Consider the following 24503-nt stretch of genomic DNA (forward strand, 5'->3'; position numbering starts at 1 on the left):
GTAGAATTTTTACTCGTATGTCATCAGAGAAAACTCTCGATATTATCGCCACCCTGAGTGTGTTGGCGATGGTGGCTACGTGGGCGCTTGAGGGGAAAGATTTGCTCCTGCTAGTAGCAGTAGCCTCTCTTATATTAGGCCACATTACACGTAAATTTCGGACCCAGGGTCCTGATAAGTGAGCGACACGACTCCCGGTTAGGATACCATAACTGGACGTGCGGCCGAGAGTAGGGGATTGACTGAAGCGTCTCGGATAGCCCCAGGAAAGCGCACCTGATCGTCGGGACCGTCTGATTGCGTCCCGACCCTCACCGGTCGGGAGTGTGCCCGACGACCGTGACGGCGGCGGCGTCGGGCAGCCCGAGGCTGCGGTGGCGGGCGTCGCCGTCGCCGTCCACGACGATCAGCGTCCCGGCTGCGGTGAGCAGGATCGTCGTGTCGACGGCGTACGTGGCGTCGACGACCCGGGCGGCGTCCGAGGGCGCGATGTCGCGACAGGGCTGCCATGCGTCGGTGCGGTGTTCGAAGCAGGCTTCGGGGGTGGCGGCGTGGGCGACGCCGGTCGCGCCCGGCGCGGCGGAGGCGGGGTCGGCGGCGACCGTGCGGAACGCCCCGGTGGCGGCTTCCCGCCAGCCGTTGCCCAGCGCGAACAACCCCTCGCTGGTGGCCGCGTGTGGCACGCCCGGGGCGGACACGTCGTATGCGTCGTCCAGGCCGGCGTCGGCGAGACCGGCGTCGGTGAGCCGGTGGACGCCGTCGGTGGCGGCCACGAGGTCGGCGTCGAGCGCGCGAACGGTGGCGTCCGTGAGGACCGCGCGGTCGGTCCACGCGCCGGCGTCGGGGTCGTACTGGGCGATCCGGCCGTCCTCGTCGGCCGCCAGGACGGTGCCGTCGAAGCCGGTGACCGCGACGGCGGCGGGGAACCCGATGTCGGCGAACGCGCTGTCCGGCGGTGCCGTCGACAGCACCACGCCGTCGGCGGTGGCGGCGGCCACGCCGAGCCGGGTGGCGGCGACGTCGCGGGCGTCACACCGGTGTTCGAGCGCGAACTCGCCGACAGTGCTGGCGCCGATGTGGGCCGCGGTGATGCCGAGGCCGGCGGCGATGTACGCCACGTGGGCGTCGGTGTCCTCGACGAACACGTGGTCGTCGCGAATGGCGGGCATGCGTACAGCCGGGTCGGCTGCACGCTAAGTGGTTGCGGTTCTCTCGAAAGCGCTTTGCAAGCCCGGGGGGACTACTGACGTATGCGACGACGAACAGTGCTTGTGGGCGTCACCGGCGCGCTGTTCGGGGTGGGCGGCGGCTGTCTGACGATGGGAGCCGACGAGACCGCTCGCGTCCGCGCGAAGCGCCCGTCGGAGTCCGCTGGGGACGGTGAGACACACGTGTGCACGCTCTCGGAGGCGTTCGTGACCAACCACCAACCCCTGGAGCGCGTGGCGTCGGCGACGGTGGAGAACGCACCCCGCGGCGAGTGGGTGACCGAGGACGTCACCCGGGAGGCCGGCGACGCCCTCGCCGACGACCTCCGGGAGCACTGTGATGCCACGGAGGGGCCCTACCGCTACCAGGACACGACGCTGGTCGTGGAGGTTCGCGTGCTCGACGACGACGGGAACGTGGGTGACCCGCTGTTCCCCGTGAACGTGACGCGTTCGGAAGCGATTAGAGGCGGCCGCACGCAGGAGGATGCATGAACGTCTTCGGGTCGAGCGGAACGCGGGGCGTGGCCAACGAGGAGCTCACACCGGGGTTCGTGTTGCGCGTCGCGAAGGCGGCCGGCTCGGTGTGGCGCGCCGACCGCGTCGCGGTCGCACGGGACACCCGAACCACCGGCCGCATGCTCGAAAACGCGGCCGTCGCGGGCCTCCAGAGCATCGGCGTGGACGTCGACCGGCTCGGGGTGGTTCCGACGCCGGCCACGCAAGCGTACGCGGAGCGCGCCGGCGTCCCGGCGGTGATGGTGACCGCGAGTCACAACCCCAGCCAGTACAACGGCGTCAAGCTCGTCGGCAGCGACGGCGTCGAGCTGGCGGTTGCCGACCTGGAGCGCGTGGAGCGCGCGTTCACCACCGAGCAGTTCGACAACGCCGCCTGGGACGGTGTGGGAGCCGACCGGGAGGTGGCGTCCGCGGGCCGCGACTACCGCGCACAGCTGTCCGACGCCGTCGACCGGGCGGCGATCGCGGCCGCCGACCTGACGGTCGCCCTGGACCCGGGCCACGGTGCGGGCGCGCTCACCAGCCCGACGTTCTACCGCGAGCTCGGGTGTGACGTCGTCACCGTGAACGCCCAACCGGACGGCCACTTCCCCGGCCGGGAGCCCGAGCCGGTGCGCGAACACCTCGGCGACCTCGGCGCACTCGTGCGCGCGGCCGACGCCGACGTGGGGATCGCCCACGACGGCGACGCCGACCGTGCCATCTTCGTCGACGAGACCGGCGAGTACATCGAGGGCGACGCCACGCTCGCGGCGCTTGCGGAGGCCGAGCTCGACGCCGGCGACACCACAGTGTCCGCGGTGAACGTCAGCCAGCGCCTCGTGGACGTCTGCGATCGCACTGGAGCGACGCTTGAGCTCACGCCCATCGGCTCCACGCAGATCATGACCCGGATCCGCGAGCTGGAAGCCGAGGGCGACCACGTCCCGGTGGCCGGCGAGGGCAACGGCGGGATCATCTTCCCGGAGTACCGCATGACCCGCGACGGCGCGTACACTGGCGCACGGTTCCTCGAACTGCTGGCCGACGGCACGCCCGCAAGCGAGGTCGTCGCGCCGTACGACGACTACCACAACGTCCGCGTGAACGTCGACTACGACACGGAAGCACAACGGGGGGCGCTCCTCGACGCGGCGGAGGCGCGCGCGCTGGACGCGGACGCCGACCGCACCACCATCGACGGCTACCGGCTGGACTACGGCGACGCCTGGGTGCTCGTGCGGCCGTCGGGCACGGAGCCGGTCGTCCGCATCTACGCGGAGTCCACCGACCACGAGCGGGCCGAATCCCTCGCGGAGGCGTTCGCCGCGGATCTGCGCGCGGCGCGGGCCGACGCCTAGTACTCGTCGAGCGCGTCCCGCAGGCGCTGTTCGCGGGCTCGCGCCCGCTGAAGGTCGTCGGCGACGCCGGCCGCGATGCGCTGTTTCTCGTCGGCGGTCAGCTCGTGGGTAGCGACGGCGGCGTCCCGCAGACGGTCGTAGTCGTCGCCGCGCACCCGCCGCCGGACCGCGTGCAGCGGTTCGAGGACGTCGTCGCCGGCGAACCGCGCGACGACCGACACCAGTTCATCGAGCCGGTACTGGAGCGCCGCGGCGGGCGCTGGCGGCCACCCCACGAGGAGTGGGTCGGCGTCGAGGCGTTCGAGGTACGTGCGGTTCCCGCCGACGGCGCGCTTCAGCGTGCGCGGCGCGGCGACGTAGTGGTCCAGCTTCGACGGCGAGTAGCCGGCGTACTCGAGCAGCTGGGGGATCGGCTCCGTGCCGGCCGCGCGGTCGGCGACGAAGTCAGCGAGCCCCTCGGGCGCGGGCTCGAACCCCACGAGCGGGTAGGCCTCGGTGGTCCGGACGAGCGCGATGACCTCGCGGGCGGGCGCGTCGCGGCGGAACGACTCGAACGCCGACCGGACGGCGTCGTCGTAGGCGTCGATGGGCTGGCGGAGGGTCTCGACGGGCGCGTCGAGGTCGGCGTTCCCAAGCCGTCGGAGGCGCTCCAGTTCGGCGACCGTGTCGGCGGCGGCGTCGGCGGCGTCGGCCACCCGCGAGCGCGTCGCCCGGTAGTCGTCGTGGGCGTCGGCGCGGTCGTCGAGGCGGCCGACGAGGTCGCGGGCGTCCTGGAGGCGACGCCGCGCCGTCGCGAAGTCGTCGGCGGACAGGCGGCGCTTCTTGAACAGTTCCAGCAGCGACTCGAAGGTGTCGCGCTCGGGCAGGTCGTCGTCGAACCCGTCGACGAGCGCGACGAGGTCGTCCTGGAAGTCCAGATACGACTGGAAATCACCGGTGCCGGTGGCGTCGCCCTCGTACTGGTCGAACAGCCGGTTGAGATCCGCCAGCGCGGTTCGGAGCGCTCGAAGCCGATCAACGCCGTACGTTTCGACGGCGGCGTCGGCGTCGGCGGCCGCGTCGGCGGCGTCCCGGAGCGCACCGACCAGCGCGTCTGGATCCGCCTCCGGTGCGGGCTGCGCGTCGGACATACGCGACAGAACGAGTGACCGCGGGATAGGCCTTCTGTCACCCCACCCGGACTACACGCGCGCCGAGTCCAGATCGATGTCCAGCTCCGCGAGCACGTCACGGGCCGCCTCGCGGTTTTCCTGGTGGGTTTCGAGGAACTGTGCCATCAGGTCGGCGGCCTGCTCCTTGCAGCCGCCACAGAGCCGGTCGCCGTTGGCGCACTCGGCGTAGACCTCCTCCGCGAGGGCGTCGTCATCGCCCGCGAGCAGGTAGGCGTACAGCTCGTACACCGGGCAGTCGTCGGGCTCGCCGCCGCGCTCGCGCTGCTCGGCGGCGGTGTCGCGGCCGCCGGTGGTGGCGGCGGCGACCTTGTCGGCACCCGTCTCGGGGTCGTCGAGCAGGCTGATGTGGCTGGCCGGCTCCGAGGACGACATCTTCCCGCCGGTCAGCCCCGTCATGAAGCGGTGGTAGACCGACGACGGCGGCACGAACCCGTAGCCGCCGTGGTCGACCTCGACGGCGAGCGCGAGGTCCCTGGCGGTCTCGGCGGACAGCTCGAAGGCGTCGACGTGCCCCTCGAAGACGCGCTTCTCGCCGGCGATCTCGTCGATGAGCGCCGTGAACGCCTCGTCTGTGGCCTGCCGGTCGAAGAACCGAACCCGGGGACGCAGCGGCTCCATGCCCGCGTTCTCCAGTTTCTGAACCACCGATTCGGCGGTGGCCGCATCGACGCCGTCGGCGGCCGCGGGCTCGGCCGCGAGCCAGTCGGCGGCCTCCGTACACCGGGGCTGGTCGGTGTCCGCGGCGTACTGGCTGCGGGCGTCGTAGGCGGCGCGGACGAGCGGGCGCTCGTCGTCGTCGAACGCCACGCTGGCGAACGCCTCGGTGACCTTGAAGTAGCGCGTGCGCTCGGCGAGGTCGCGGGCGAACCGCACGTGGGGGTCCTGGTCCGGGCCGACCGGGATGACCGTCGGTTTCGGCGCGTCGAGTTGCGGGTAGAGGATGTCGGCCATCTGCGTGACGACGCTTTGCATGTGGGACACGTCGGTGTCGCCGCCGAACCCGTAGATGGCTTCGAACTCCGAGGTGTTGGCTTCGATGCCGAGCTCGAACGCGAGGTCCTGGAGTTCGCGGTTCGTGGACTGGCGGTAGAGCTCGCCCTCGTCGGCGTCGAAGCCGAGCGCGAGCAGGCTCAGCAGGTAGTCCTCGGCGTGCTCGTCGATCTCCGCCCAGTCCAAGCCCCGGGCGGAGTGCGCCTCCAGGTCGGCGATGAGCGCGTACGCGTCCCCGCCCTGTTGTTGGTGCCAGATGAGCTCGTCGAACACCATCTTGTGGCCGATGTGTGGGTCCCCGGTGGGCATGAACCCGGACAGCGCCGCGAACGGCTCGTCGTTGCGCATCGCCGCCGCCACCCGGCGGTAGTCGCGGTGTCCGAAGATGATCGCGCGCCGCATCAGCGAGTGGGGTGTGGGCACGCCGTCGAGGACGTCCTCGAAGGCTTCGATGCCGAACTCGTCGAAGAGCGCGCGGTAGTCCGAGATGGTTGCCGACCCCCAGGGGTCGAGTGCAACGTCGTCAGCACCGGCCGTGTCGTCTGTGTCGTCGGATGTCATGGCGTCAATCGACTCACCGAAAGCCAGCGAATCGTGTCGTCTGTGTCGTCGGTAGCCGCAAAAACCATTCGCTTGCGGACGCCGTGGGCCAGTCGCACGTCGAGCGAGAGGTCCCCCGGCGAGAACACGTGGGTGTCGGTGATCACGCGCACCAGCAGCTCCGAGTGCCCGAGGTCGTCGACCGACGACACCGCCGAGTACACGCGGAAATCGGCGCCGAACTTGAACCCGGTTTTCGGGACCGCGCCGGCGTCACGGAGCGCGCGATAGACGGCCAGCCGGCAGTCGAAATGCTCGCCCTCACCGAGCCGCCCGCGGGCACGAACGTCGTCGATGGTGGCGTCGGTGAGCGTCAACACGCCGGCGTCGATGAGGTACGCCGCCTCCACGAGCGACAACTGGAGGGCGTCGTGGTCGGCGGCGCGCCCGCCGAGGGGCTGGCCGTAGAAGCCGGCGTTGTGCAGGCGCTGTGGCGGCTCCCAGACGAGCACGCGGTCGTCCAACAACACCCCCGGGACATCGGTGGGGCGGTCGAGGGTCGTCTCCCCGGTGGGGGTTTCGGGGGCGATGTCGAGGTAGGTGATCTCGCTTTCCTCGTCGACGACCGCCAGCACCGACTCCGAGAGCCCGTCGACGGGGAGGGTCGTGCGCTCGTCGACCACGCGCACCCGGTGTTTCACGACGCCGTCGCGGCGCGTGTTCCCGCGCGGGAACACCACGAAATCGCCGTCGCCGGGGTCGCGCCACCACGGGTCGCGGTCCGGCACCAGGTAGAACCCCCGATCCCGGAGGTCGACGTAGACCAGAAACCGGGCGGCGAACCCCGCCTCGCGGTCCGTGAGAAACGCCCGAAACCCCATGCCGTCGACGGAATCGAGGTCGCCACGGAACAGGAGGTGGGCGGCCTCCACGAGCGACACCGCGATGTCGTTGCCGCCCAGCGGGTAGCCGTACCCGCGTGCGTCGTGGAATCGCTGGCGGGCGTCGCCACCGATATGCACTGTATCCCCGCGCAGATCGCCGTCCATACCCCACGGACACGGCCAGCACTCAAAGCGACTGCGGTGCGCGCTCGCAGTCGCCGTCCAGACACCGAACGCCGGTGGCGGTCCTGATCGCGGGCAACCCACACCCACAGTCGCCGGCGGTCGTCCCGTGGGGAAGCCGGAACCGCGCCCCGCAGGACTCGCAGGCGGCGTGCAGTCCACGCTCGGACGCCACCCCGAGCGCCGCCCCGCAGCGACACGTCCAGTCGATGGCGTCGGCGACCGCGGCCGCGATCGGCTCGCAGTCGCGGTCCACGCAGGCGGTCACCGTCACGCCACGCGCCACCCGGATCCGCGGCAGCCCGCAGGCCGCACACGCGTCGTCGACGACCGCCACGTCGCGCGGGATCGAATACTGGTCGCGGCAGTCCACACACACCACGCGGCCGCCGTCGCGGACGAACGCGCCGCCACACTCACAGCGCCCCACGGGCGGCCCCGCTGGCGACACCGGATAATGGGCGTCGCCGTGCTCGGTCGCGCTCTCGACGACGAGGCGCTCGTCGCCGTCGGCGGCGTCGATGCGGAACCCGCTGGCGTCGCGCGTGTACCGCACGACACCGGGCCTGGTGAGCCACGCCGCCGGCTGGTAGCCGTCGGCGTCGTGCACCAACACGGTGTCGTCGGGTTTCACCACGACCACCACGTCGCCGCGCAGCACGCGGTCGGTGGACGCGTCGTTCTCGTAGCGCACCGCACACTCCCCGGCCAGCACTCGGATGGCGTCCTGCATGCGTGTGGGTGGCCGCGGTCTCCGGTTTCAACCCTCGGCTACACCACGTCGACGGTGCGGGTCTCGGTCACGGGTGGAAGGGGTAACTCCGCGAACGCGACCGTGACCTCGAACGTGAGCGTGTCCGCGTCGGGCGCGCCGAACACGCCCACCGGCACCGACAGCGCGCCGTCCAGGTAGCTGGTTTCGGTGGTCATCTCGACGCCGTTGACCGTGACCGTGACGCCGGCGTTGGCCCCGCCGCCGTGGTTGCGGACGGTGACCTCACGGAGGTCGTTGTCACCGGCGGGAACGGAGTCCGGGAAATCGCCCCAGTCGACGGCGACAGCCGGCAGGCCGGCGGCCTGTTCGTGGACGCTCTCGGCGACGCCCGGCGCGAGACCGGCGTCCACGAGCCCGGGAACGCCCGCATCACGGACATCCCCGGGGGTGTCGATGCCCTCGTCGTGGAGTTTGTGCGCGCGCCCAGCGGCGACGCCATCGATGGCTGTCAGGCCAACGGCGGCCTCGGGGACGCCGGTGTCGATGCGGGCCTCCAACCGGGCCGCGGCGTTCGCCCCCAAGGGGTCGTCGTATCGGTCGAAAAACGCCCCCAGCGCCGCCAGCAGCCGGAGCGCGTTCTGCGTGATCACCCACGCGTCCGACCGGAGTTCCGAGGGGACTGCGCCCCGCATGCTCGCGCGCAGGATCGCGTACACCTTCCGCGGGCCGTCGGCCATCTCGTCGCCGCTGTGGCCCAGGACGGTGTGGATCGCGTCCTGCTCGGAGTGGCGGGCGCTCACGGAGTCGAACTCGCCGGCGGCAGCCACCGCGCGCAGGATGGCGCGGTCGTCGGCGGCGTCGTCGATGACGGCGCGGAACTCGCGGGCGGTGTCCAGGCGGAGGTAGTACGTCGACGCCAACACCCCCAGCCGGGTCGCCGACAGCCCGAGATCCGCGTCGGTCTCCACGAACCCCTGGTCGATGAGATCGTCGAGGGTCGCCCGGACGCGATCGCGAAGCGTCGAGAACTCGTAGGCGTCGGGCGCGGACTGCGCGCGCTGGTAGTAGAACGTCGTTTCGAGCCACGCCATCACGTCGCCGAGGTCACGGATCGTCCCCATCGCGATCTCGGCGTTCAGATGCTCGGCGAGGTTGCCGTCGAGTCGGCTCTCGATCTCGTGGCCCTCGTCCAGCAGCGTCCGATAGGTGTCGGCGTCGCTGGTGTCACACACCACCCAGCCGTAGCCCACGTCGTCGTAGCCGGGGCGGCCCGCGCGACCCAGCATCTGGAGGACGTCCAGGGGGCTCATGTCGACCTCTCCCTCCAGGGGGTCGTGGAGTTTCGTGTCCCGGATCACCACGCAGCGCGCCGGCAGGTTCACGCCCCACGCCAGCGTGGACGTGGAGAACAACACCCGGATCTTGCCCTCGCGGAACCACTGCTCGACGTGGCTTTTGTCGGTGGTCGACAGCCCCGCGTGGTGGAACGCCACCCCGTCGAGCACGGACTTCCGCAGCGTCTCGTTGTCGAGCGCCTCGGTGGCCGTGTGGAAGTCGTAGTCGCCCCGCGACCCCACCGGGATGTCCCGCTGTGCGATCTCGTCTCTGGTCTTCTTGGCTGCCTGCACGGTGTCCTGGCGGGACGCCACGAACACCAGCGACTGGCCGTCCTCCCGGAGGTGTGGCTCGGCCAGATCGAGCGCCGTGAACAGCCGCCGGTACTTGTCCGCGAACGGGTTGTCACCGTGGTCGTAGGTGCGAACGCCGGCGTGGAGGTCCACCGGCCGGTAGTCGTCGTCGAACTCGAAGGTGGTGTCGGGGGTGGCGTCCAGCCAGTCCGCGACGTCGCCGATGTTCGGCATGGTCGCCGACAGCGCGACCACTCGGGGGTCACAGAGCCGCCGCAGCCGCGAGACCACGACTTCGAGGACGCTCCCCCGGGTCTCCGAATCCAGCAGGTGGACTTCGTCGATGACCACGCACTCCACGTCGGTCACGAACGCGTACCGCGGGGAGTCGTGTTTGCGGGTGGCGGAGTCGGCCTTCTCGGGGGTCATCACGAGCACGTCGGCGCGCTCGGCGCGCCGCGGGTTCAGGTCGCGCTCGCCGGTGACCACGTACACGGAGTATCCGAGCGCCTCGAAGCGCTCCCACTCGTCTTCTTTCTCGTTGGTGAGCGCGCGCAGCGGCGCGACGAACAGCGCCGTCCCGCCGTCGGCGAGCGTCTGGCAGATCGCGAGCTCCGCGAGCGCCGTCTTCCCGCTGCCGGTGGGCGCGGACGCCACCACGTTCGCGTCGGATTCCAGCAGCGCCGGCACCGCCTCCCGCTGCATCGCGTTGAACTCGTCGAAGGGAAACGCCTCGGCGAACTCCGGAACGACCTCGGCGACATCCATCGCTGAAGGGGAGGGGCGGCCGGCGGATAGGCGTTTCTAGTCCGACGCGGCGGCGGTCGCGGCGCGCTCGATCAGGCCCGTCGCGCCGCTGGTCTGCGCCCAGAAGTAGGCCGTGACGCCGACCGCGCACGCGACGTTCGAGGCGGTGATCGCCCAGAACGCGGCGTGGACTGGCACCGAGAACACCACCACGTACGCGCCGAGGGCGGCCACGGGGAGCCGCACCCCCCAGTACTGCAGCAGCGTGGCGACCATCGAGACGGTGGTCTTGCCCGCGCCGTTGAACCCGCCCTGGATCGGGTAGATGAGGCCGAACGCCCAGTAGCCGACGGCGAGTATCTGGAGGTACGCGACGGTGTACGTCAGTTCGATGCCGGAGAACGTGGGCGCAAACACCGACACGATGGTGGCGGGGCTGCTGTACTGGGCGACGCCGAGGACCGCCATCCCGGCGGTGGTGGCCCCGGCGGCCAGCCAGGTCGCGCGCGTCGCCCGATCGGGGTTGCCCGCGCCGACGTTCTGCCCGACGATGCTCGACACCGCGCTCCCGACGGCCGCCGCGGGGACGAACGCGATGGTGGCGATGCGCGCGCCGATGGTGTACGCCGCCAACCCCGCGCTGCCGGCGACGCCGGCGACGATGGCGACAACCAGCAGGCGCGCGATCTGGCGGCCGGCCTCCTGGCCGGCGTGGGGGACGCCGACCGAGAGCAGGCTGCGAACGGTGTCACGGCTGACCCCCAGGTCGGCGCGGCGGATGGTGAAACTGGTGCTGTCGACGCCGAGCCCGCCGACTGCGACGGCGAACCCGGCGACGTAGCCGATCGCGGTGGCGAGCGCGGCGCCGAAGATGCCGTAGCCGGCGAACCCGGGGAGCTGCCAGCCGACGACCAGAAACGGGTCGAGGACGACGTTGGTGAGCACGGCGACGACGTTGATGAGCATCGACATCCGGGAGTCACCCCAGCCGACGAACCCGGACTCGATGGTGTCGCTCATGCCGCCGAAGACGCGGCCGACGGTGGTGACAGTGAGATAGGTGGCGCCGAGTTGTATGACCGCCTCGTCGGAGAGCAGGACCCCAACGAGGTCCGGTGCCAGCCAGAGAACCACCACAGCCAACAGGAGGTTGGCAGCGCCGACGAGCACGGTCGCATGGAACCCGGTGCTGCGGGCCGCCGCGGCGTCGTCAGCGCCGACGTGTTGGGCGACGAGCACCCGGCAGCCGATCGTGGCGACGCTGGTGGCGAGGGCGAGTAATCCGATGAGCGGCGCGACCAGACCAACGGCGCTGACGGCGTTGCGGCTGACCCGCCCGAGCCAGAACACGTCGACGATCTGCTGGACGACGACGACGTACTGCTGGACGACGAGGGGGGCGGTGAGCACCAGTAGCGCGCGGGGGAGTGACCCGCCGGTGATCTCGTCACGTGAGAGATCAAACATGAGTGGGGTGTGTTACCGATTGGTTTTCCAGCGCCGTGGCATTAATCTATGTATCTGTGGGTCGTATTGCCGGGGCAACAATCCCCAGCATTTTTGCGGCTGGTCCCGAAGGAACTGGCATGAGTAGCCGCCGGAAGCCGGAGTGGCTAAAGATGCGGCCGCCGTCCGGGGAGCGGTTCACGGACATCAAGGAGACGCTCCGCGACAACGACCTCCACACGGTCTGCGAGGAGGCGTCGTGTCCCAACATGGGGGAGTGTTGGAGCGGCCGTGACGGCCCCGGCACGGCGACGTTCATGCTGATGGGGGATCGCTGCTCGCGTGGCTGCAACTTCTGTGACGTGAAAACCGGCGGCATGGAGCCCCTAGATCCCGATGAGCCGGCGAACGTCGCGGAGTCCGTGGCGGAGATCGGGCTGGACTACGTGGTGTTGACGTCCGTCGACCGCGACGACCTCGACGACCAGGGGGCCGGCCACTTCGCGCGGACGATCCGGGAGATCAAAGAGCGCGACCCCTCGATCCTGGTGGAAGTGCTGATTCCGGATTTCCAGGGCGAGAAATCGCTGGTTCAGAAGATCATCGACGCGGGGCCGGACGTGATCGCGCACAACATCGAAACCGTCGCGCGCCGGCAGGTCCCCGTGCGGGACCGGCGCGCGGGCTACGAGCAGTCCCTGTCGGTGCTGGAGTACGTGACCCGGGAGTCGGACATCTACACCAAGACGAGCATCATGCTGGGGGTCGGCGAGTACGACCACGAGGTCTACCAGACGCTTGGAGACCTCCGGGAGGCCGGCGTGGACGTGGTGACCCTGGGGCAGTATCTCCAGCCGTCGCGGTCACACCTCGACGTCGCGGACTACGTCCACCCCCAGAAGTTCGAGACGTGGCAGCGCGTGGCCGAATCCGAGTTCGGGTTCCTGTACTGCGCGTCGGGACCGATGGTGCGGTCCTCGTACAAGGCCGGCGAGCTGTTCGTGGACGCCGTGCTGCGGGAGGGCAAAAGCGTCCAGGAGGCCCGCCGGAACGCGCGGCGTGCGGCGTCGGAGTGAGGTCACTGGCGGCGATCACCGTCCGACCGGTCGCCGACGACGACGTCCGGGCGGCGTCGGTTCGATTTCGTATTTTTCCCGGGAATGGCGCTCGTTCTACCCAATCAGTCCACTGAGACTGGACAGTGGGTTGAAATTCGATGGCAGCGATCCCCATGGAAACGATTGTTACGAAAATCATATAGTCGCAGGGGTAGATCCTCCGCACATGTCAGGACGGGGGTACCCGTGACCGAGACCATTCATCGAGCACCCGACGACACCTACCGGGTGCTGGACGAGAACGGCGAGCTGGTCGACGGCGCGGAGGTACCGGACCTCACCGACGACGAGCTCGTGGAGATGTACCGCTACATGAAGCTCGCGCGGCGCTTCGACGAGCGCGCGGTGAGCCTCCAACGGCAGGGTCGGATCGGCACCTACCCGCCGCTGTCCGGCCAGGAGGGCGCACAGATCGCGTCCGCGATGGCGCTTGCCGACGACGACTGGATCGTGCCCAGCTACCGCGAGCACGGCGCCAGCCTGGTTCGCGGCCTCCCACTGAAAGACACCCTGCTGTACTGGATGGGTGACGAGCGTGGGAACGCGATCCCGACCGAGGAGAACATCTTCACGGTCGCGGTGCCGATCGCCAGCCAGATCCCCCACGCCACCGGGATGGGGTGGGCGTCGCAGCTCAAAGACGAATCCGACACGGCGTTCATGTGTTACTTCGGGGACGGCGCGACCTCCGAAGGTGACTTCCACGAAGGCCTGAACTTCGCGGGCGTCTACGACACGCCGAACGTGTTCTTCTGTAACAACAACCAGTGGGCGATCAGCGTCCCGCGCGAACAGCAGACAGCGACGGACACGCTCGCCCAGAAGGCCGCCGCCTACGGCTTCGAGGGCGTGCAGGTCGACGGGATGGACCCGCTTGCGGTCTACCAGGTGGCACACGACGCCATCGAGAAAGCGAAAGACCCCGACGAGGACGAAATGCGGCCGACGCTCATCGAGGCCGTGCAGTACCGGTTCGGCGCGCACACCACCGCCGACGACCCGTCGGTCTACCGCGAGGAGTCCGAGGTCGAGGCCTGGAAGGACAAGGACCCGATCCCGCGCTTGGAGACGTTCCTCGTGGAGACCGACCGCCTCGACGACGCGGCCATCGAGTCCATCGAGGCCGACATCGAGGACGCGGTCGCCGACGCCATCGAGGCCGCCGAGGAGACGCCGCGGCCCGACCCCGCATCGATGTTCGAGAACGTCTACGCGGAGATGCCACAGCGCCTAGAACAGCAACTGGAGTATTTCCAGTCGATCCGAGACGAGTACGGCGACGAGGCGCTCCTGGAGGACTAACGATATGAGCGAGAATCTGACGCTAGTGCAGGCGGTACGGGACGGCCTCCACGACGGGATGGCCGAGGACGACGACGTGCTCGTGATGGGCGAGGACGTCGGGCAGAACGGCGGTGTGTTCCGGGCGACCGAGGGCCTCTACGAGGAGTTCGGCGACGACCGGGTCATCGACACGCCGTTGGCGGAGTCGGGGATCATCGGGTCGGCGGTCGGCATGGCCGCCTACGGCCTGAAGCCGGTGCCGGAGATCCAGTTCTCCGGGTTCATGTACCCGGGCTTCGACCAGGTGGTGAGCCACATGTCGCGGCTGCGAACGCGCTCCCGCGGCCGGTTCACGCTCCCGATGGTGCTGCGTGCGCCGATGGGCGGCGGGATCCGCGCGCCCGAACACCACTCCGAGTCCAAGGAGGCGTTTTACGCCCACGAGGCCGGGCTGAAGGTCGCGATGCCCAGCACGCCGTACGACGCCAAGGGGATGCTCATCGCGTCCATCCGGGACCCGGACCCCGTGGTGTTCCTCGAACCGAAGAAGATCTACCGGGCGTTCCGCGAGGACGTGCCCGACGACCCCTACGAGGTCGAACTCGGCGACGCGGCCGTCCGCACGGAGGGTGAGGACGTGTCGGTGTTCACCTGGGGGGCGATGACCCAGCCCACCGTTGAGGCCGCCGAGAACCTCGATCGGATCGACGTCGAGGTCGTGGATTTGCGGAGTCTGAGCCCCATCGACTTCGACACGATCATCGAGTCGTTCAAGAAGACCGGGCGCGCCGCGATCGTCCACGAAGCCCCGAACACGGGCGGCCTGGGCGCGGAGATCACGGCGACCATCCAGGAGGAGGCGTTGCTGTACCAGGAGGCCCCCGTCGAGCGCATCACCGGCTTCGACGTGCCGTTCCCGCTGGCGGCCCTGGAGGACTACTACCTGCCCGAGCCCGCGCGCATCGCGGCCGGCATCGAGGAGGCGTTCGACTTCTAAGATGGCCCGCGAATTCACGCTACCTGACGTCGGAGAGGGCGTCGCGGAGGGCGAACTCGTGCGGTGGCTCGTCGACGAGGGCGACACCGTCACCGAGGATCAGCCGGTCGCGGAGGTCGAAACGGACAAAGCCCAGGTCGAGGTGCCCGCGCCGGTCGACGGCACGGTCCAGGAACTCCACTGGGCGGAAGGCGACGTGGTGCCGGTCGGCGATCTCTTCGTGACGTTCGACGTTGACGGCGAGGCGTCGGCCACCGCGGACGACGGCGACGAAAGCGGCGACGAGGCCGCGTCGGCGACCAGCGAGGCCAGCGGCCGGACGTTCGCGCCGCCGAGCGTTCGCACGCTCGCCCGCGAGCTGGGCGTCGACCTCGACAGCGTCGAGGGGAGCGGGCCGTCGGGGCGCATCACCGACGGCGACGTGCGCGCCGCCGCGGAGGGCGGCGAGGACACCACCGAGGCCACGTCCGCGACGGAACGCGTCGACGAGGACGACACCGCGGCGAGCGCCGGCAGCCAAGAGCCGGCGGGCCGCGAGAAGACGCTTGCGGCACCCGCGACCCGCGGGGTCGCCCGTGAGCTGGGCGTCGACATCAACGACGTGCCGGCGGTCGAACAGCGCGACGGCGAGGCGTTCGTCACCGCGGAGGCGGTCCAGGCGTACGCCGAGGGGGGGCAGGCCGCGCAGGGCGAGGCGGGCGGCGCAGCCACCCGCGAGTTCGTCGCCGGCGGCGAGACCACCGAGCCCTACCGGGGCATCCGCCGCACCATCGGCGAGCAGATGGCCGAGTCGAAGTACACGGCGCCACACGTCACCCACCACGACACCGCCGTCATCGACAGCCTCGTGGAGACGCGTTCGAAGCTGAAGGCGCGCGCCGAGGCCGAGGACGTGAAGCTGACGTACATGCCGTTCGTGATGAAGGCGGTCGTCGCGGCGCTCAAGGAGTTCCCCGTGTTGAACTCCGAGCTCCGCGAGGACGACGAGGAGATCGCGCTCAAGCAGGATTACAACATCGGCGTGGCGGTCGCGACCGACGCCGGGCTGATGGTGCCGGTCGTCGAGCACGTCGACCAGAAGTCGATGCTTGAGATCTCCACGGAGATGAACGACCTCGTCGAGCAGGCCCGCGAGCGCTCGATCGCGCCCGCGGACATGGACGGCGGAACGTTCACGATCACGAACTTCGGCGCGATCGGCGGCGAGTACGCGACCCCGATCATCAACTACCCCGAGACGGCGATCCTGGGGCTGGGCGCGATCGACGAGCGCCCGGTCGCCGAGGACGGCGACGTGCGGGCGGCCCAGACGCTGCCGTTGTCGCTGTCGATCGACCACCGCGTCATCGACGGCGCGGAGGCCGCACAGTTCACGAACCGCGTGATGGAGTATCTGACTGACCCCGAACTACTACTACTCGAATAATCATGGTTGTCGGAGACATCTCGACTGGGACGGACGTCGCGGTCGTTGGCGCTGGCCCCGGTGGCTACGTGGCGGCGATCCGCGCGGGACAGCTCGGCCTCGACGTGACGCTCGTCGAGAAGGACGCCTACGGCGGCACCTGCTTGAACTACGGCTGCATCCCGTCGAAGGCGATGATCACGGCGTCGGGCGTCGCCCACGAGGCGGGCCACGCCGAGGAGATGGGCGTGTACGCCGACCCCGACGTGGACGTGGCGGAGATGGTCGACTGGAAGGACGGCGTCGTCGACCAGCTCACGGGCGGCGTGGAGAAGCTCTGCAAGGCCAACGGCGTGAACCTCATCGAGGGGCGCGCGGAGTTCGCGGGCAGCGACAAGCTGCGGGTCGTGCACGGCGGCGACGGCCAGGGCTCGGAGACCATCGAGTACGAGCACGCCATCGTGTCGACGGGCTCTCGGCCCATCGAGGTGCCGGGCTTCGACTTCGGCGACGACCCCGTGTTGGATTCGCGGCAGGCGCTGGCGATGGCGGAGCTGCCGGCGTCGATGGTGATCGTCGGCGGCGGCTACATCGGCATGGAGCTGTCGACGGTGTTCGCGAAGCTCGGCGTGGACGTGACCGTCGTGGAGATGCTGGATGGCATCCTGCCACAGTACGGCGACGACATCGCGCGCCCCGTGAGACAGCGCGCCGAGGAACTCGGCATCGACTTCCACTTCGGCCTCGCGGCCGACAGCTGGACGGACACCGACGACGGCATCGTGGTCACCGCCGCCGACGAGGACGGCGAGGAGACCGAGTTCGAGACCGAGAAGGTGCTCGTGGCGGTCGGCCGCCAGCCGGTCACCGACACGCTGAACCTGGACGCCGTCGGCCTCGAACCGAACGACGACGGCCGCCTGGAGACCGACCACGAGGCCCGCACCGACGTCGAGAACGTCTTCGCGATCGGCGACGTCGCGCCCGGCCCGATGCTCGCGCACAAGGCCAGCAAGGAGGGCGAGGTCGCCGCGGAAGTCATCGCGGGCGAGCCGGCGGCCCTGGACTACCAGGCTGTGCCGGCGGCGGTGTTCACCGACCCCGAGATCGGGACCGTCGGGCTCACCGAGGACGACGCCGCCGCGCAGGGCTTCGACCCGGTCGTCGGGACGTTCCCGTTCAACGCCAGCGGGCGCGCGCTCACCACGGGCCACGACGACGGCTTCGTGGAGGTCGTCGCCGACGAGGAGTCGGGGTTCCTGCTGGGCGCACAGATCGTCGGCCCGGAGGCCAGCGAGCTCGTCGCCGAGCTCGGCCTCGCGATCGAGATGGGGGCCACCCTGGAGGACGTCGCGTCCACCATCCACACGCATCCGACGCTGTCCGAGGCCACGATGGAGGCCGCCGAGCACGCGCTCGGCCACGCCGTCCACACGCTGAACCGGTAACCCACACACCCCCGACGTGTTTTTCCCGTCGCCGTGGGTATCCGCGGACATGGATACGGTGACGCTGGGGCCGTCGGGGACGTACTCACACCGCGCCGCGAGCGCTGTTTCTGCCGGCGACGTGTCGTTCATGGAGTCCGTGCGCGACATCGTCGATGCGGTTGCAGTGGGTGACGCCGACCGCGGCGTCGTGCCCATCGAGAACAGCATCCAGGGGTCGGTGACCGAAACGCTCGACGCGCTCGCGGACACCGACGGCCTGGCGGTCGTCCGGGAGGTGGTGACGCCGATCCGGCACGCGCTGCTCGCCCAGGGCGACGGGTTCGACGCGGTCGCCAGCCACGCGCAGGCGCTCGCGCAGTGTCGAGAGTACCTCGACGCCACCCATCCGGCGGTCGACCGCCGGGCCGTCGCGTCGACCGCGCGCGGCGTCGGGGTGGCGCGCAACGACGAGACCACGGCCGCGATCGCGCACCCGGACTCCGCCGACGGCACGGACCTTGACGTGCATAGGTCCGGGATTCAGGATCGCGCCAGCAACGAGACGCGGTTTTTCGTGGTGGGGCCGGCAAGCGAGCGCACGCCGGCCGGCGGGAAGTCCTCGATCATCGTCTACCCGAACGCGAACCACCCCGGGCTGCTGTTGGAGCTGCTGGAGCCGTTCGCCGACCGCAACATCAACCTGTCGCGGGTCGAATCCCGGCCGTCGGGGGAGCGACTGGGCGACTACGTCTTCCACGTGGACATCGCGAGCGGGTGCTACGAGGAGCGCACCCGGAACGCGGTCGCGGACGTGGCGGAGATCGCGGCAGCCGGCTGGGTGCGGCGGCTGGGGTCGTACGACACCGAGCACGTGGCGTGAGTGTCAGTCGCCGGCTTCGTCGACGTGGATCGCCGGCCGCCCCGGTTCGGCCTTGTTCGCGACGCTGTCGGCGGCGTCTTCGGCGGCGAGCACGCGCACCGGCGCGTCGAACTCGGCTTCGAGCAGCCACACGGCGCGCCCGAGCGCGTCGCGTTCGCCGTCCGGTCCGAGCACGTCCGGGAACGCGGGCGCTTGGGCGGCCAGGTCCTTGGCGTAGTCGGCGGCGTCCTCGCCGTGCTGCTGGAGGGACTGGTCGCTCATCACGGAGCCGACGACGTTCCCGTCGGCGGCTTTCGCGCGGGCGAGCACGTCGTACATCCACTCGGGGGCCGTGACGACGTCGACGCCGGTGGGGTTCTCGATGCCCGCGGTGTCGACGATGTCGCGGACGTCCTCGCGGGTCTGCTCGATCAGGCTGGTCGCGCGGTCGTGGTCGCTGACGTCGCGGTCGGGGGTGGGCCACGCGGCCTCGGCGACGAACCCGTCGCCGCCCAGCGCCGTCCAACACTCCTCGGCGACGTGGGGAGCGATGGGCGCAAGCAGCTTCACGGCGGCCGTAACGCCGCGCGCGACGACCGCGGGCGCGGCGTCGTCGCGGTCCCGGTACCGCACCAGCAGCGACACCAGCTCGTCGACCGCCTGCACGGCGCGGTTGAACTCCATGTCGTCGAAGTGCGTGGTGGCGGCCTGAACGGTCGCGGCGGTCTCGCGGGCGACGTACTCGGCGGCGGGATCGAGGTCACCGTCGGCGGTCGCGTCGGCGTCGACCGCCCGCGCCATCGAGAGCAAGCGCTCAAGGAAGGTGTGACTAGAGCGAACGCCCTCCTCGCTCCACGGGAAGGCCTTCGACGGGCGGGCCGCGCGCAGCGTGAACAGCCGCGCGGTGTCGGCGCCGTACTCGTCGACGATGCGCTCGGGGGCGACGCCGTTGTCCTTGGATTTGGACATCTTCGTGCCGTCCTCGCCCAACACCATGCCCTGTGTGGTCAGGCCGGCGAACGGCTCGCGGTGCTCAAGCATGTCGAGGTCCGCGAACGCCTTCGTCACGAACCGCGAGTACAGCAGATGCATGACGGCGTGCTCGTCGCCGCCGACGTACTCGTCGACGGGCAGCCAGTCGTTGGCGCGCTGGGTGTCGAAGGGCGCGTCGTCGAACGCCGGGGAAGCGAACCGCAGGAAGTACCACGAGGAGTCCAGGAACGTGTCCATCGTGTCGGTCTCTCGGACGGCGGGCGCGCCGCAGTCGGGGCACGTGGTCTGCTTCCAGTCCTCGGCGGCGTCGAGCGGGTTCCCAGTGGTGTGGACGAACTCCGGGAGCTCCACGGGCAGGTCGTCGTCGGGGACGGAGACCGGCCCACACGACTCGCAGTGGACGATCGGGATCGGGGTGCCCCAGTAGCGCTGCCGGGAGACCCCCCAGTCGCGGAGCTGATACTGGACGGCGGACGCGGCGCCGTCGATGTCCGCGGTCAGCTCCTCACGGGCGGTTTCGCTGTCCAGGCCCGTGTAGTCGCCGGCATTGACGAGCACGCCGTCCGCGGTGTAGGCGGCGGCCTCGACGTCGGCGTCCTCGTCGCCCGCGGGCGCGACGACCTGCCGAACCGGGAGGTCGTGGGCCTGGGCGAACTCGTGGTCGCGGTCGTCGTGGGCGGGCACCGCCATCAGCGCGCCGGTGCCGACGTCCGACAGCACGAAGTCCGCGACGACGACGGGGATCTCCGCACCCGTCGCGGGGTTCGTGGCGGTGAACTGCGTCTCGACGCCCTGTGGCTCGTCGCCGTCGGGATCGGCGACCTCCTCGACGAAGTGTGCCACGTCGTCGTCGCGGTCGGCCGCGGCCTCCGCCAGCGGGTGATCCGGTGCCAGCGCGAAATACGTCGCGCCGTGGATGGTATCCACCCGCGTCGTGAACGCCACCACGTCCTCGTCGCCGTCGGGCGTGTGCACGGTGAACGGTACTTCGACGCCGTCCGTGCGGCCGACCCAGTTGCGCTGCATGTCCCGGACGTTCGACGGCCAGCCGTCCAACTCGTCGAGGCCATCGAGCAGTTCGTCGGCGTACGCGGTGGTCTCGAAGAACCACTGGTCGAGGTCGCGCTCGGTGACCGGCGTGTCACACCGCCAGCACAGCTCGTCGTCGCCCTCGACTTGCTCGTCCGCCAGTACCGTCTCACAGGACGGACACCAGTTCACCGTGGCGGCCCGGCGGTCCACGAGCCCGGCGTCGCGGAACTCGGTGAACAGCCACTGGTTCCACTTGTAGTAGTCGGGGTCACACGTGGTGATCTCGCGCTCCCAGTCGTAGCCAAAGCCCAGCGCCTCGAACTGGTCGCGCATCTGGTCGATGCAGCGCTCGGTCCACTCCCGGGGGTTGGTGTCGCGCTCGTTGGCGGCGTTCTCCGCGGGCAGCCCGAACGAATCCCAGCCCATCGGATGCAACACGTCCTCGCCGTCCATCCGGCGGTAGCGGGCGAACGCGTCGGTGATGGCGTAGTTCCGCACGTGGCCCATGTGGAGCTGACCGGACGTGTACGGGAACATCGCCAACACGTACTCCGGGTCGTCGGCGTCGTCGGGCACCCGGAAAACGTCGGCATCGTCCCACTCGCGTTGCCAGTGTTGCTCGATGGCGTGGTGGTCGTAGGTGGCTTGCTCTCCCATGTGTCTCTCTTGGCGGACACTGCGTGACCGACCGACAAATGCCTTTCAGTACGGCAGTCCCCCCGACTCGGGCACGAGCGACCGCCCACCGTGCGGGTGATGGGTGTCGAAGTAGCGCAGGGAAAAGCCGCTAGACGCCGAGCAGATCGAACTCGTAGCCGTTGTCGTGCTCGCTGGCGTGCTCGTAGACGACGTGGGCGGCGGCGACGTCCTGGATCGCAAGCCCCGTCGAATCGAAGACGGTGACGCCGTCGCTGTCGGTGCGGCCGTCGGCGTTCCCGACGACGATTTCACCGATCTCGGCGTCGATGTCGTCGTCCGCAAGCGTGTCCTCGTGGTACGGGACGTTGATCCCCCCGGAGTGGGTGGTCTGGGCGTGGTCGTCGATGACGAGCGTGCCGGCAAGCAGGATGTCGTCGGCGAGCTCGTGTTTCCCTTCGGCGTCGGCACCCATGGCGTTGATGTGCGTGTGGTCGCCGACGTCCTCGGCGGTCACGATGGGGTCCTCGACGGGCGTGACCGTCGAGAGGATGTCGCAGTGGCCGGCCTCGCTGATGGAGCCACCGCGCACGTCGAAGCGGTCCGAGAAGTGATCGACGTACTGCTGGACGGCGTCGTCGCTGACGTCGCTGACGACGACCTCCTCGATGTCCCGGATCTTCGAGATGGCCTCCAGTTGGGTGTACGCCTGCACGCCGGCACCGACGACGCCGAACGAACTGGCGTCCGCGACGGCGAGGTGGTCAGTGGCGACCGCGGCCGCCGCGCCCGTGCGCTTCATCGTGAGTTCGGTGCCGTCCATGAGCGCCAGCGGGAACGCGGTCTCGGGGTCGGAGTAGACCATCGTGCCCATGACCGTCGGGAGGTCGTGGTCCGCGGGGTTGTCGGGGTGGACGTTCACCCACTTGATGCCGGCGGCGTCCCAGTCGCCGGCGTCCATGTACGCGGGCATCGAGCGGAAGTCGCCGTTGTACTGGGGGAGGTCGACGTAGGACTTCGCGGGCATCTGGGCGTCGCCCGTCTCGTAGGCGGCGAACGCGTCCTCGATGGCCGAAATGAGGTCCGCCATCGGGGTGTTCTCGTCCACGTCGTCCTTGTTGAGTAGCAGCGTCTCCATACACGCGATCATGTCGCGTGACACTTAGACCCTCCTTTTACTGGCTGAACACGCCGAAATGGTTGAATTGAACACAGTTGTGGCGGCGCTGCCGCTGGGTGGTGGGGCGCCGAAAGAAACGTGTCGGATGGTGAGCGAGCGGTGCAGACTGGCTGGAGTGGTGTCGTGTGGCCGAGCTTACATCGCGCCGCCCATGCCACCCATACCGCCCATGCCGCCCATGCCGCCGCCCATGCCGCCAGGGCCGCCAGCGGGGCCGTCGTCGCCGTCGTCGTCGCCGACCTGGCCGCCGGCCAGGTCGCCCGCGGCGATGACGTCGTCGATGCGCAGGATCATCGTTGCCGCCTCGGTGGCGGACTCGATGGCCTGCGTTTTCACGCGCAGTGGCTCGACGATGCCCTCGGACTCCATGTCGATGACGTCGCCGTTGTAGGCGTCGAGGCCCGCTTCGGTGTCGCCGCCGTCGTGCTGACTGCGGAGATCGACCAGGGAGTCGATCGGGTCGTGGCCCGCGTTCTCGGCGAGGGTGCGCGGGATGACTTCGAGCGCGTCCGCGAACGCTTCGACGGCGAGCTGTTCGCGCCCACCGACGGAGTCCGCGAAGTCCCGAAGCTGCATCGCGAGCTCGGTCTCCGGCGCGCCGCCGCCGGGCATGACCTGGCCGTCTTCGAGAGTGACGCGCACGACGCCGAGGGAGTCCTCGATGGCGCGTTCGACCTCATCGACGACGTGCTCGGTCCCGCCGCGGAGGATGAGGGTGACGCTTTTGGCTTCCTCGACGTCCTCGACGAAGATGCGCTCGTCGCCGCCGATGTCCTTCTGGGCGACGCTGCCGGCTGCGCCGAGGTCCGCGGCCTCGATGTCGTTGACGTTCGAGACCGGGGTTGCGCCCGTGGCGCGGGAGAGTCGCGTGAAGTCGTCGGATTTCGCGCGACGGACCGCGAGGATGCCCTCCTTGGCGAGGTAATGCTGGGCCATGTCGTCGATGCCGGAGTCGGCGAAGACGACGTTGGCGCCGGCGTCCTTGAGCGCGTCGACCATCTCTTTGAGCTGCTCTTCTTCCTGGTCGAGGAAGTTCTGGAGCTGGTCGGGGTCGGTGACGTTGACCTCGGTGTCGATCTCGGTCTCCTGAACCTCCAGGCCGTCGTCGACGAGCGCGATGTTGGCGTCCTCGACGGCGTACGGCATGTTCTCGCTGACGCGTTCCTTGTCGACGATGACGCCCTCGATGAGCTCGGAGTTCTCGATTGCGCCGCCGGTGACCTTCTCGACTTTGACGTTGTCCGTGTCGACGTCGTTGTCGTCGGCGACCGACTGAACGGCGCGCACGACGAGATCCGAGAGGACGCCCTTGGCGTTCTCCGCGCCCTTGCCGGTCATCGCGGTCGCGGCGATCTTCTCGAGGGTCTCCGTGTCGTCGGCGGAGACGTCGATCGCGGCGTCGTCGAGCAGCTCCTTGGCTTTCTCGGCGGCCTGTCGGTACCCCTGTGCGAGCGTGGTGGCGTGGATGTCCTGCTCGAGGAGGGTTTCGGCCTCGGAGAGCAGCTCGCCGGAGACGACGACCGATGTCGTGGTTCCGTCGCCGACCTCTGTCTCCTGTGTTTCGGCGACTTCGACGATCATGTTGGCCGCCGGGTGCTCGATGTCCATCTCCTTGAGGATGGTGACGCCGTCGTTGGTGACGACGACTTCGCCCGAGGAGTCAACGAGCATCTTGTCCATGCCTTTCGGGCCGAGCGTGGTGCGAACGGATTCGGCGACGGCCTTGCCGGCGGTGATGTTCATCGACTGTGCGTCCTCGCCTGAGGTGCGCTGACTGTCCTCGGAGAGTACAATCAGCGGCTGGTTACCCATCTGCTGCGCCATGATCACTCTTTGATTGATTGCGATTCTATTTAAAACTTGTGGGCTAGTCATTAACAATCCCCAAAGGTGCCGAGAAAGCGTGTCTTACAAGGAACAATCAGCCATTCAAACGGAACACCAATTTAGCCACAGAAAAGACATAATTCTATTATTTTACAGGAGCTATTAAAATAGCAAATTGTTGTTTTAATGAGTGTTTCAGTTTCCCTCTTCCGAATTCAACAATAGAAGCATTCGAGAAGTCTATCGAACTGGATGTCAAAGCAGGTTACAATTATATTCTAGTAGTCAAGGTTGAATCGGATGCTAACGTCGTAGAGGGGTAAGCAACGTCAGATGCAGAGGATCAAGATTGGCGTGGTGATTGGGACAC

18 protein-coding genes are annotated in these 24503 nt (G+C 69.2%); 8 read left to right on the plus strand and 10 right to left on the minus strand.

Annotated elements, in window-relative coordinates; all coding sequences use genetic code 11:
* Nucleotides 1-311: 311 nt before the first annotated feature.
* Complete coding sequence (locus ACOZ32_RS02885; RefSeq protein ID WP_205252197.1) at nt 312-1169, minus strand: HVO_0234 family beta-propeller protein; 858 nt, start codon at nt 1167-1169, stop codon at nt 312-314.
* An 81-nt stretch (nt 1170-1250) separates the two neighbouring features.
* Here ACOZ32_RS02885 and ACOZ32_RS02890 point away from each other — a divergent pair, with 81 nt between their 5' ends.
* Both ACOZ32_RS02890 and glmM read left to right on the plus strand, forming a co-directional pair.
* Nucleotides 1251-1703: a hypothetical protein gene (locus tag ACOZ32_RS02890; protein ID WP_205251140.1), complete on the plus strand. Its 453-nt coding sequence runs from the start codon at nt 1251-1253 to the stop codon at nt 1701-1703.
* On the plus strand, nt 1700-3067 hold the full coding sequence (gene glmM / locus ACOZ32_RS02895) for a phosphoglucosamine mutase (protein WP_010903637.1): 1368 nt from the start codon (nt 1700-1702) through the stop codon (nt 3065-3067). Before ACOZ32_RS02890 ends, glmM begins: the two co-directional genes overlap by 4 nt.
* Here glmM and ACOZ32_RS02900 read toward each other — a convergent pair.
* From ACOZ32_RS02900 to ACOZ32_RS02925, 6 genes are read right to left on the minus strand one after another with little or no spacing between them, the layout of a single operon-like run.
* Nucleotides 3064-4197 carry a DUF7118 family protein gene (locus tag ACOZ32_RS02900; protein WP_424334910.1) on the minus strand — a complete coding sequence of 378 codons (1134 nt, stop codon included), beginning with the start codon at nt 4195-4197 and terminating at the stop codon, nt 3064-3066. The two genes, glmM and ACOZ32_RS02900, sit on opposite strands and share 4 nt — an antisense overlap.
* 51 nt (nt 4198-4248) lie before the next feature.
* Nucleotides 4249-5790, minus strand: a complete 1542-nt coding sequence (locus tag ACOZ32_RS02905) for a tryptophan--tRNA ligase (RefSeq protein WP_010903639.1) — start codon at nt 5788-5790, stop codon at nt 4249-4251.
* Complete coding sequence (gene endA / locus ACOZ32_RS02910) at nt 5787-6818, minus strand: tRNA-intron lyase (protein WP_205251143.1); 1032 nt, start codon at nt 6816-6818, stop codon at nt 5787-5789. The genes ACOZ32_RS02905 and endA overlap by 4 nt, the downstream gene beginning before the upstream one ends.
* A 22-nt stretch (nt 6819-6840) precedes the next feature.
* Nucleotides 6841-7569 (minus strand): endonuclease NucS domain-containing protein, encoded by a 729-nt coding sequence (locus ACOZ32_RS02915; protein WP_010903641.1) that lies wholly within the window; start codon nt 7567-7569, stop codon nt 6841-6843.
* Between the two features lie 38 nt (nt 7570-7607).
* On the minus strand, nt 7608-9947 hold the full coding sequence (locus tag ACOZ32_RS02920) for a DEAD/DEAH box helicase (protein ID WP_424334911.1): 2340 nt from the start codon (nt 9945-9947) through the stop codon (nt 7608-7610).
* A 36-nt stretch (nt 9948-9983) separates the two neighbouring features.
* Nucleotides 9984-11393, minus strand: a complete 1410-nt coding sequence (locus tag ACOZ32_RS02925; protein WP_285271501.1) for an MATE family efflux transporter — start codon at nt 11391-11393, stop codon at nt 9984-9986.
* A 119-nt stretch (nt 11394-11512) separates the two neighbouring features.
* Here ACOZ32_RS02925 and lipA point away from each other — a divergent pair, with 119 nt between their 5' ends.
* The 6 genes from lipA to pheA all read left to right on the plus strand — a co-directional run bounded on the left by lipA (nt 11513) and on the right by pheA (nt 18486).
* Complete coding sequence (gene lipA / locus ACOZ32_RS02930) at nt 11513-12448, plus strand: lipoyl synthase (protein WP_010903644.1); 936 nt, start codon at nt 11513-11515, stop codon at nt 12446-12448.
* 228 nt (nt 12449-12676) lie between these two features.
* Nucleotides 12677-13792, plus strand: a complete 1116-nt coding sequence (gene pdhA, locus ACOZ32_RS02935; protein ID WP_424334912.1) for a pyruvate dehydrogenase (acetyl-transferring) E1 component subunit alpha — start codon at nt 12677-12679, stop codon at nt 13790-13792.
* A 4-nt stretch (nt 13793-13796) separates the two neighbouring features.
* Nucleotides 13797-14771 carry an alpha-ketoacid dehydrogenase subunit beta gene (locus tag ACOZ32_RS02940; RefSeq protein ID WP_012289463.1) on the plus strand — a complete coding sequence of 325 codons (975 nt, stop codon included), beginning with the start codon at nt 13797-13799 and terminating at the stop codon, nt 14769-14771.
* 1 nt (nt 14772) lies between these two features.
* Complete coding sequence (locus tag ACOZ32_RS02945; RefSeq protein ID WP_235157257.1) at nt 14773-16197, plus strand: dihydrolipoamide acetyltransferase family protein; 1425 nt, start codon at nt 14773-14775, stop codon at nt 16195-16197.
* Nucleotides 16198-16199: 2 nt separating this feature from the next.
* Nucleotides 16200-17624 carry a dihydrolipoyl dehydrogenase gene (gene lpdA / locus ACOZ32_RS02950; RefSeq protein ID WP_205251148.1) on the plus strand — a complete coding sequence of 475 codons (1425 nt, stop codon included), beginning with the start codon at nt 16200-16202 and terminating at the stop codon, nt 17622-17624.
* A gap of 49 nt (nt 17625-17673) precedes the next feature.
* Nucleotides 17674-18486, plus strand: coding sequence for a prephenate dehydratase (gene pheA, locus ACOZ32_RS02955; RefSeq protein ID WP_285271326.1), 813 nt, complete (start codon nt 17674-17676; stop codon nt 18484-18486).
* A gap of 3 nt (nt 18487-18489) precedes the next feature.
* Here pheA and leuS read toward each other — a convergent pair whose 3' ends face one another.
* The 3 genes from leuS to thsA form a co-directional block, all read right to left on the minus strand.
* Nucleotides 18490-21147: a leucine--tRNA ligase gene (leuS, locus tag ACOZ32_RS02960; RefSeq protein ID WP_235157252.1), complete on the minus strand. Its 2658-nt coding sequence runs from the start codon at nt 21145-21147 to the stop codon at nt 18490-18492.
* Nucleotides 21148-21277: 130 nt separating this feature from the next.
* Nucleotides 21278-22264, minus strand: a complete 987-nt coding sequence (locus tag ACOZ32_RS02965; RefSeq protein WP_424334913.1) for an ornithine cyclodeaminase family protein — start codon at nt 22262-22264, stop codon at nt 21278-21280.
* 177 nt (nt 22265-22441) lie between these two features.
* The gene (thsA, locus tag ACOZ32_RS02970; RefSeq protein WP_012289465.1) at nt 22442-24130 is read right to left on the minus strand and encodes a thermosome subunit alpha; all 1689 of its coding nucleotides are present in this window, start codon (nt 24128-24130) and stop codon (nt 22442-22444) included.
* Nucleotides 24131-24503 lie beyond the last annotated feature (373 nt).

It is taken from the genome of Halobacterium sp. MBLA0001 (assembly GCF_049705385.1).
Classification (GTDB): Archaea; Halobacteriota; Halobacteria; order Halobacteriales; family Halobacteriaceae; genus Halobacterium; species Halobacterium salinarum.

Excerpts from the sequence above, each read along its gene's own strand:
- ACOZ32_RS02885 (WP_205252197.1), bottom strand. The coding sequence starts at position 1,169 with ATGCCCGCCATTCGCGACGACCACGTGTTCGTCGAGGACACCGACGCC.
- ACOZ32_RS02890 (WP_205251140.1), top strand. The coding sequence starts at position 1,251 with ATGCGACGACGAACAGTGCTTGTGGGCGTCACCGGCGCGCTGTTCGGG.
- glmM (WP_010903637.1), top strand. The coding sequence starts at position 1,700 with ATGAACGTCTTCGGGTCGAGCGGAACGCGGGGCGTGGCCAACGAGGAG.
- ACOZ32_RS02900 (WP_424334910.1), bottom strand. The coding sequence starts at position 4,197 with ATGTCCGACGCGCAGCCCGCACCGGAGGCGGATCCAGACGCGCTGGTC.
- ACOZ32_RS02905 (WP_010903639.1), bottom strand. The coding sequence starts at position 5,790 with ATGACATCCGACGACACAGACGACACGGCCGGTGCTGACGACGTTGCA.
- endA (WP_205251143.1), bottom strand. The coding sequence starts at position 6,818 with ATGGACGGCGATCTGCGCGGGGATACAGTGCATATCGGTGGCGACGCC.
- ACOZ32_RS02915 (WP_010903641.1), bottom strand. The coding sequence starts at position 7,569 with ATGCAGGACGCCATCCGAGTGCTGGCCGGGGAGTGTGCGGTGCGCTAC.
- ACOZ32_RS02920 (WP_424334911.1), bottom strand. The coding sequence starts at position 9,947 with ATGGATGTCGCCGAGGTCGTTCCGGAGTTCGCCGAGGCGTTTCCCTTC.
- ACOZ32_RS02925 (WP_285271501.1), bottom strand. The coding sequence starts at position 11,393 with ATGTTTGATCTCTCACGTGACGAGATCACCGGCGGGTCACTCCCCCGC.
- lipA (WP_010903644.1), top strand. The coding sequence starts at position 11,513 with ATGAGTAGCCGCCGGAAGCCGGAGTGGCTAAAGATGCGGCCGCCGTCC.
- ACOZ32_RS02940 (WP_012289463.1), top strand. The coding sequence starts at position 13,797 with ATGAGCGAGAATCTGACGCTAGTGCAGGCGGTACGGGACGGCCTCCAC.
- ACOZ32_RS02945 (WP_235157257.1), top strand. The coding sequence starts at position 14,773 with ATGGCCCGCGAATTCACGCTACCTGACGTCGGAGAGGGCGTCGCGGAG.
- lpdA (WP_205251148.1), top strand. The coding sequence starts at position 16,200 with ATGGTTGTCGGAGACATCTCGACTGGGACGGACGTCGCGGTCGTTGGC.
- pheA (WP_285271326.1), top strand. The coding sequence starts at position 17,674 with ATGGATACGGTGACGCTGGGGCCGTCGGGGACGTACTCACACCGCGCC.
- leuS (WP_235157252.1), bottom strand. The coding sequence starts at position 21,147 with ATGGGAGAGCAAGCCACCTACGACCACCACGCCATCGAGCAACACTGG.
- ACOZ32_RS02965 (WP_424334913.1), bottom strand. The coding sequence starts at position 22,264 with ATGGAGACGCTGCTACTCAACAAGGACGACGTGGACGAGAACACCCCG.
- thsA (WP_012289465.1), bottom strand. The coding sequence starts at position 24,130 with ATGGCGCAGCAGATGGGTAACCAGCCGCTGATTGTACTCTCCGAGGAC.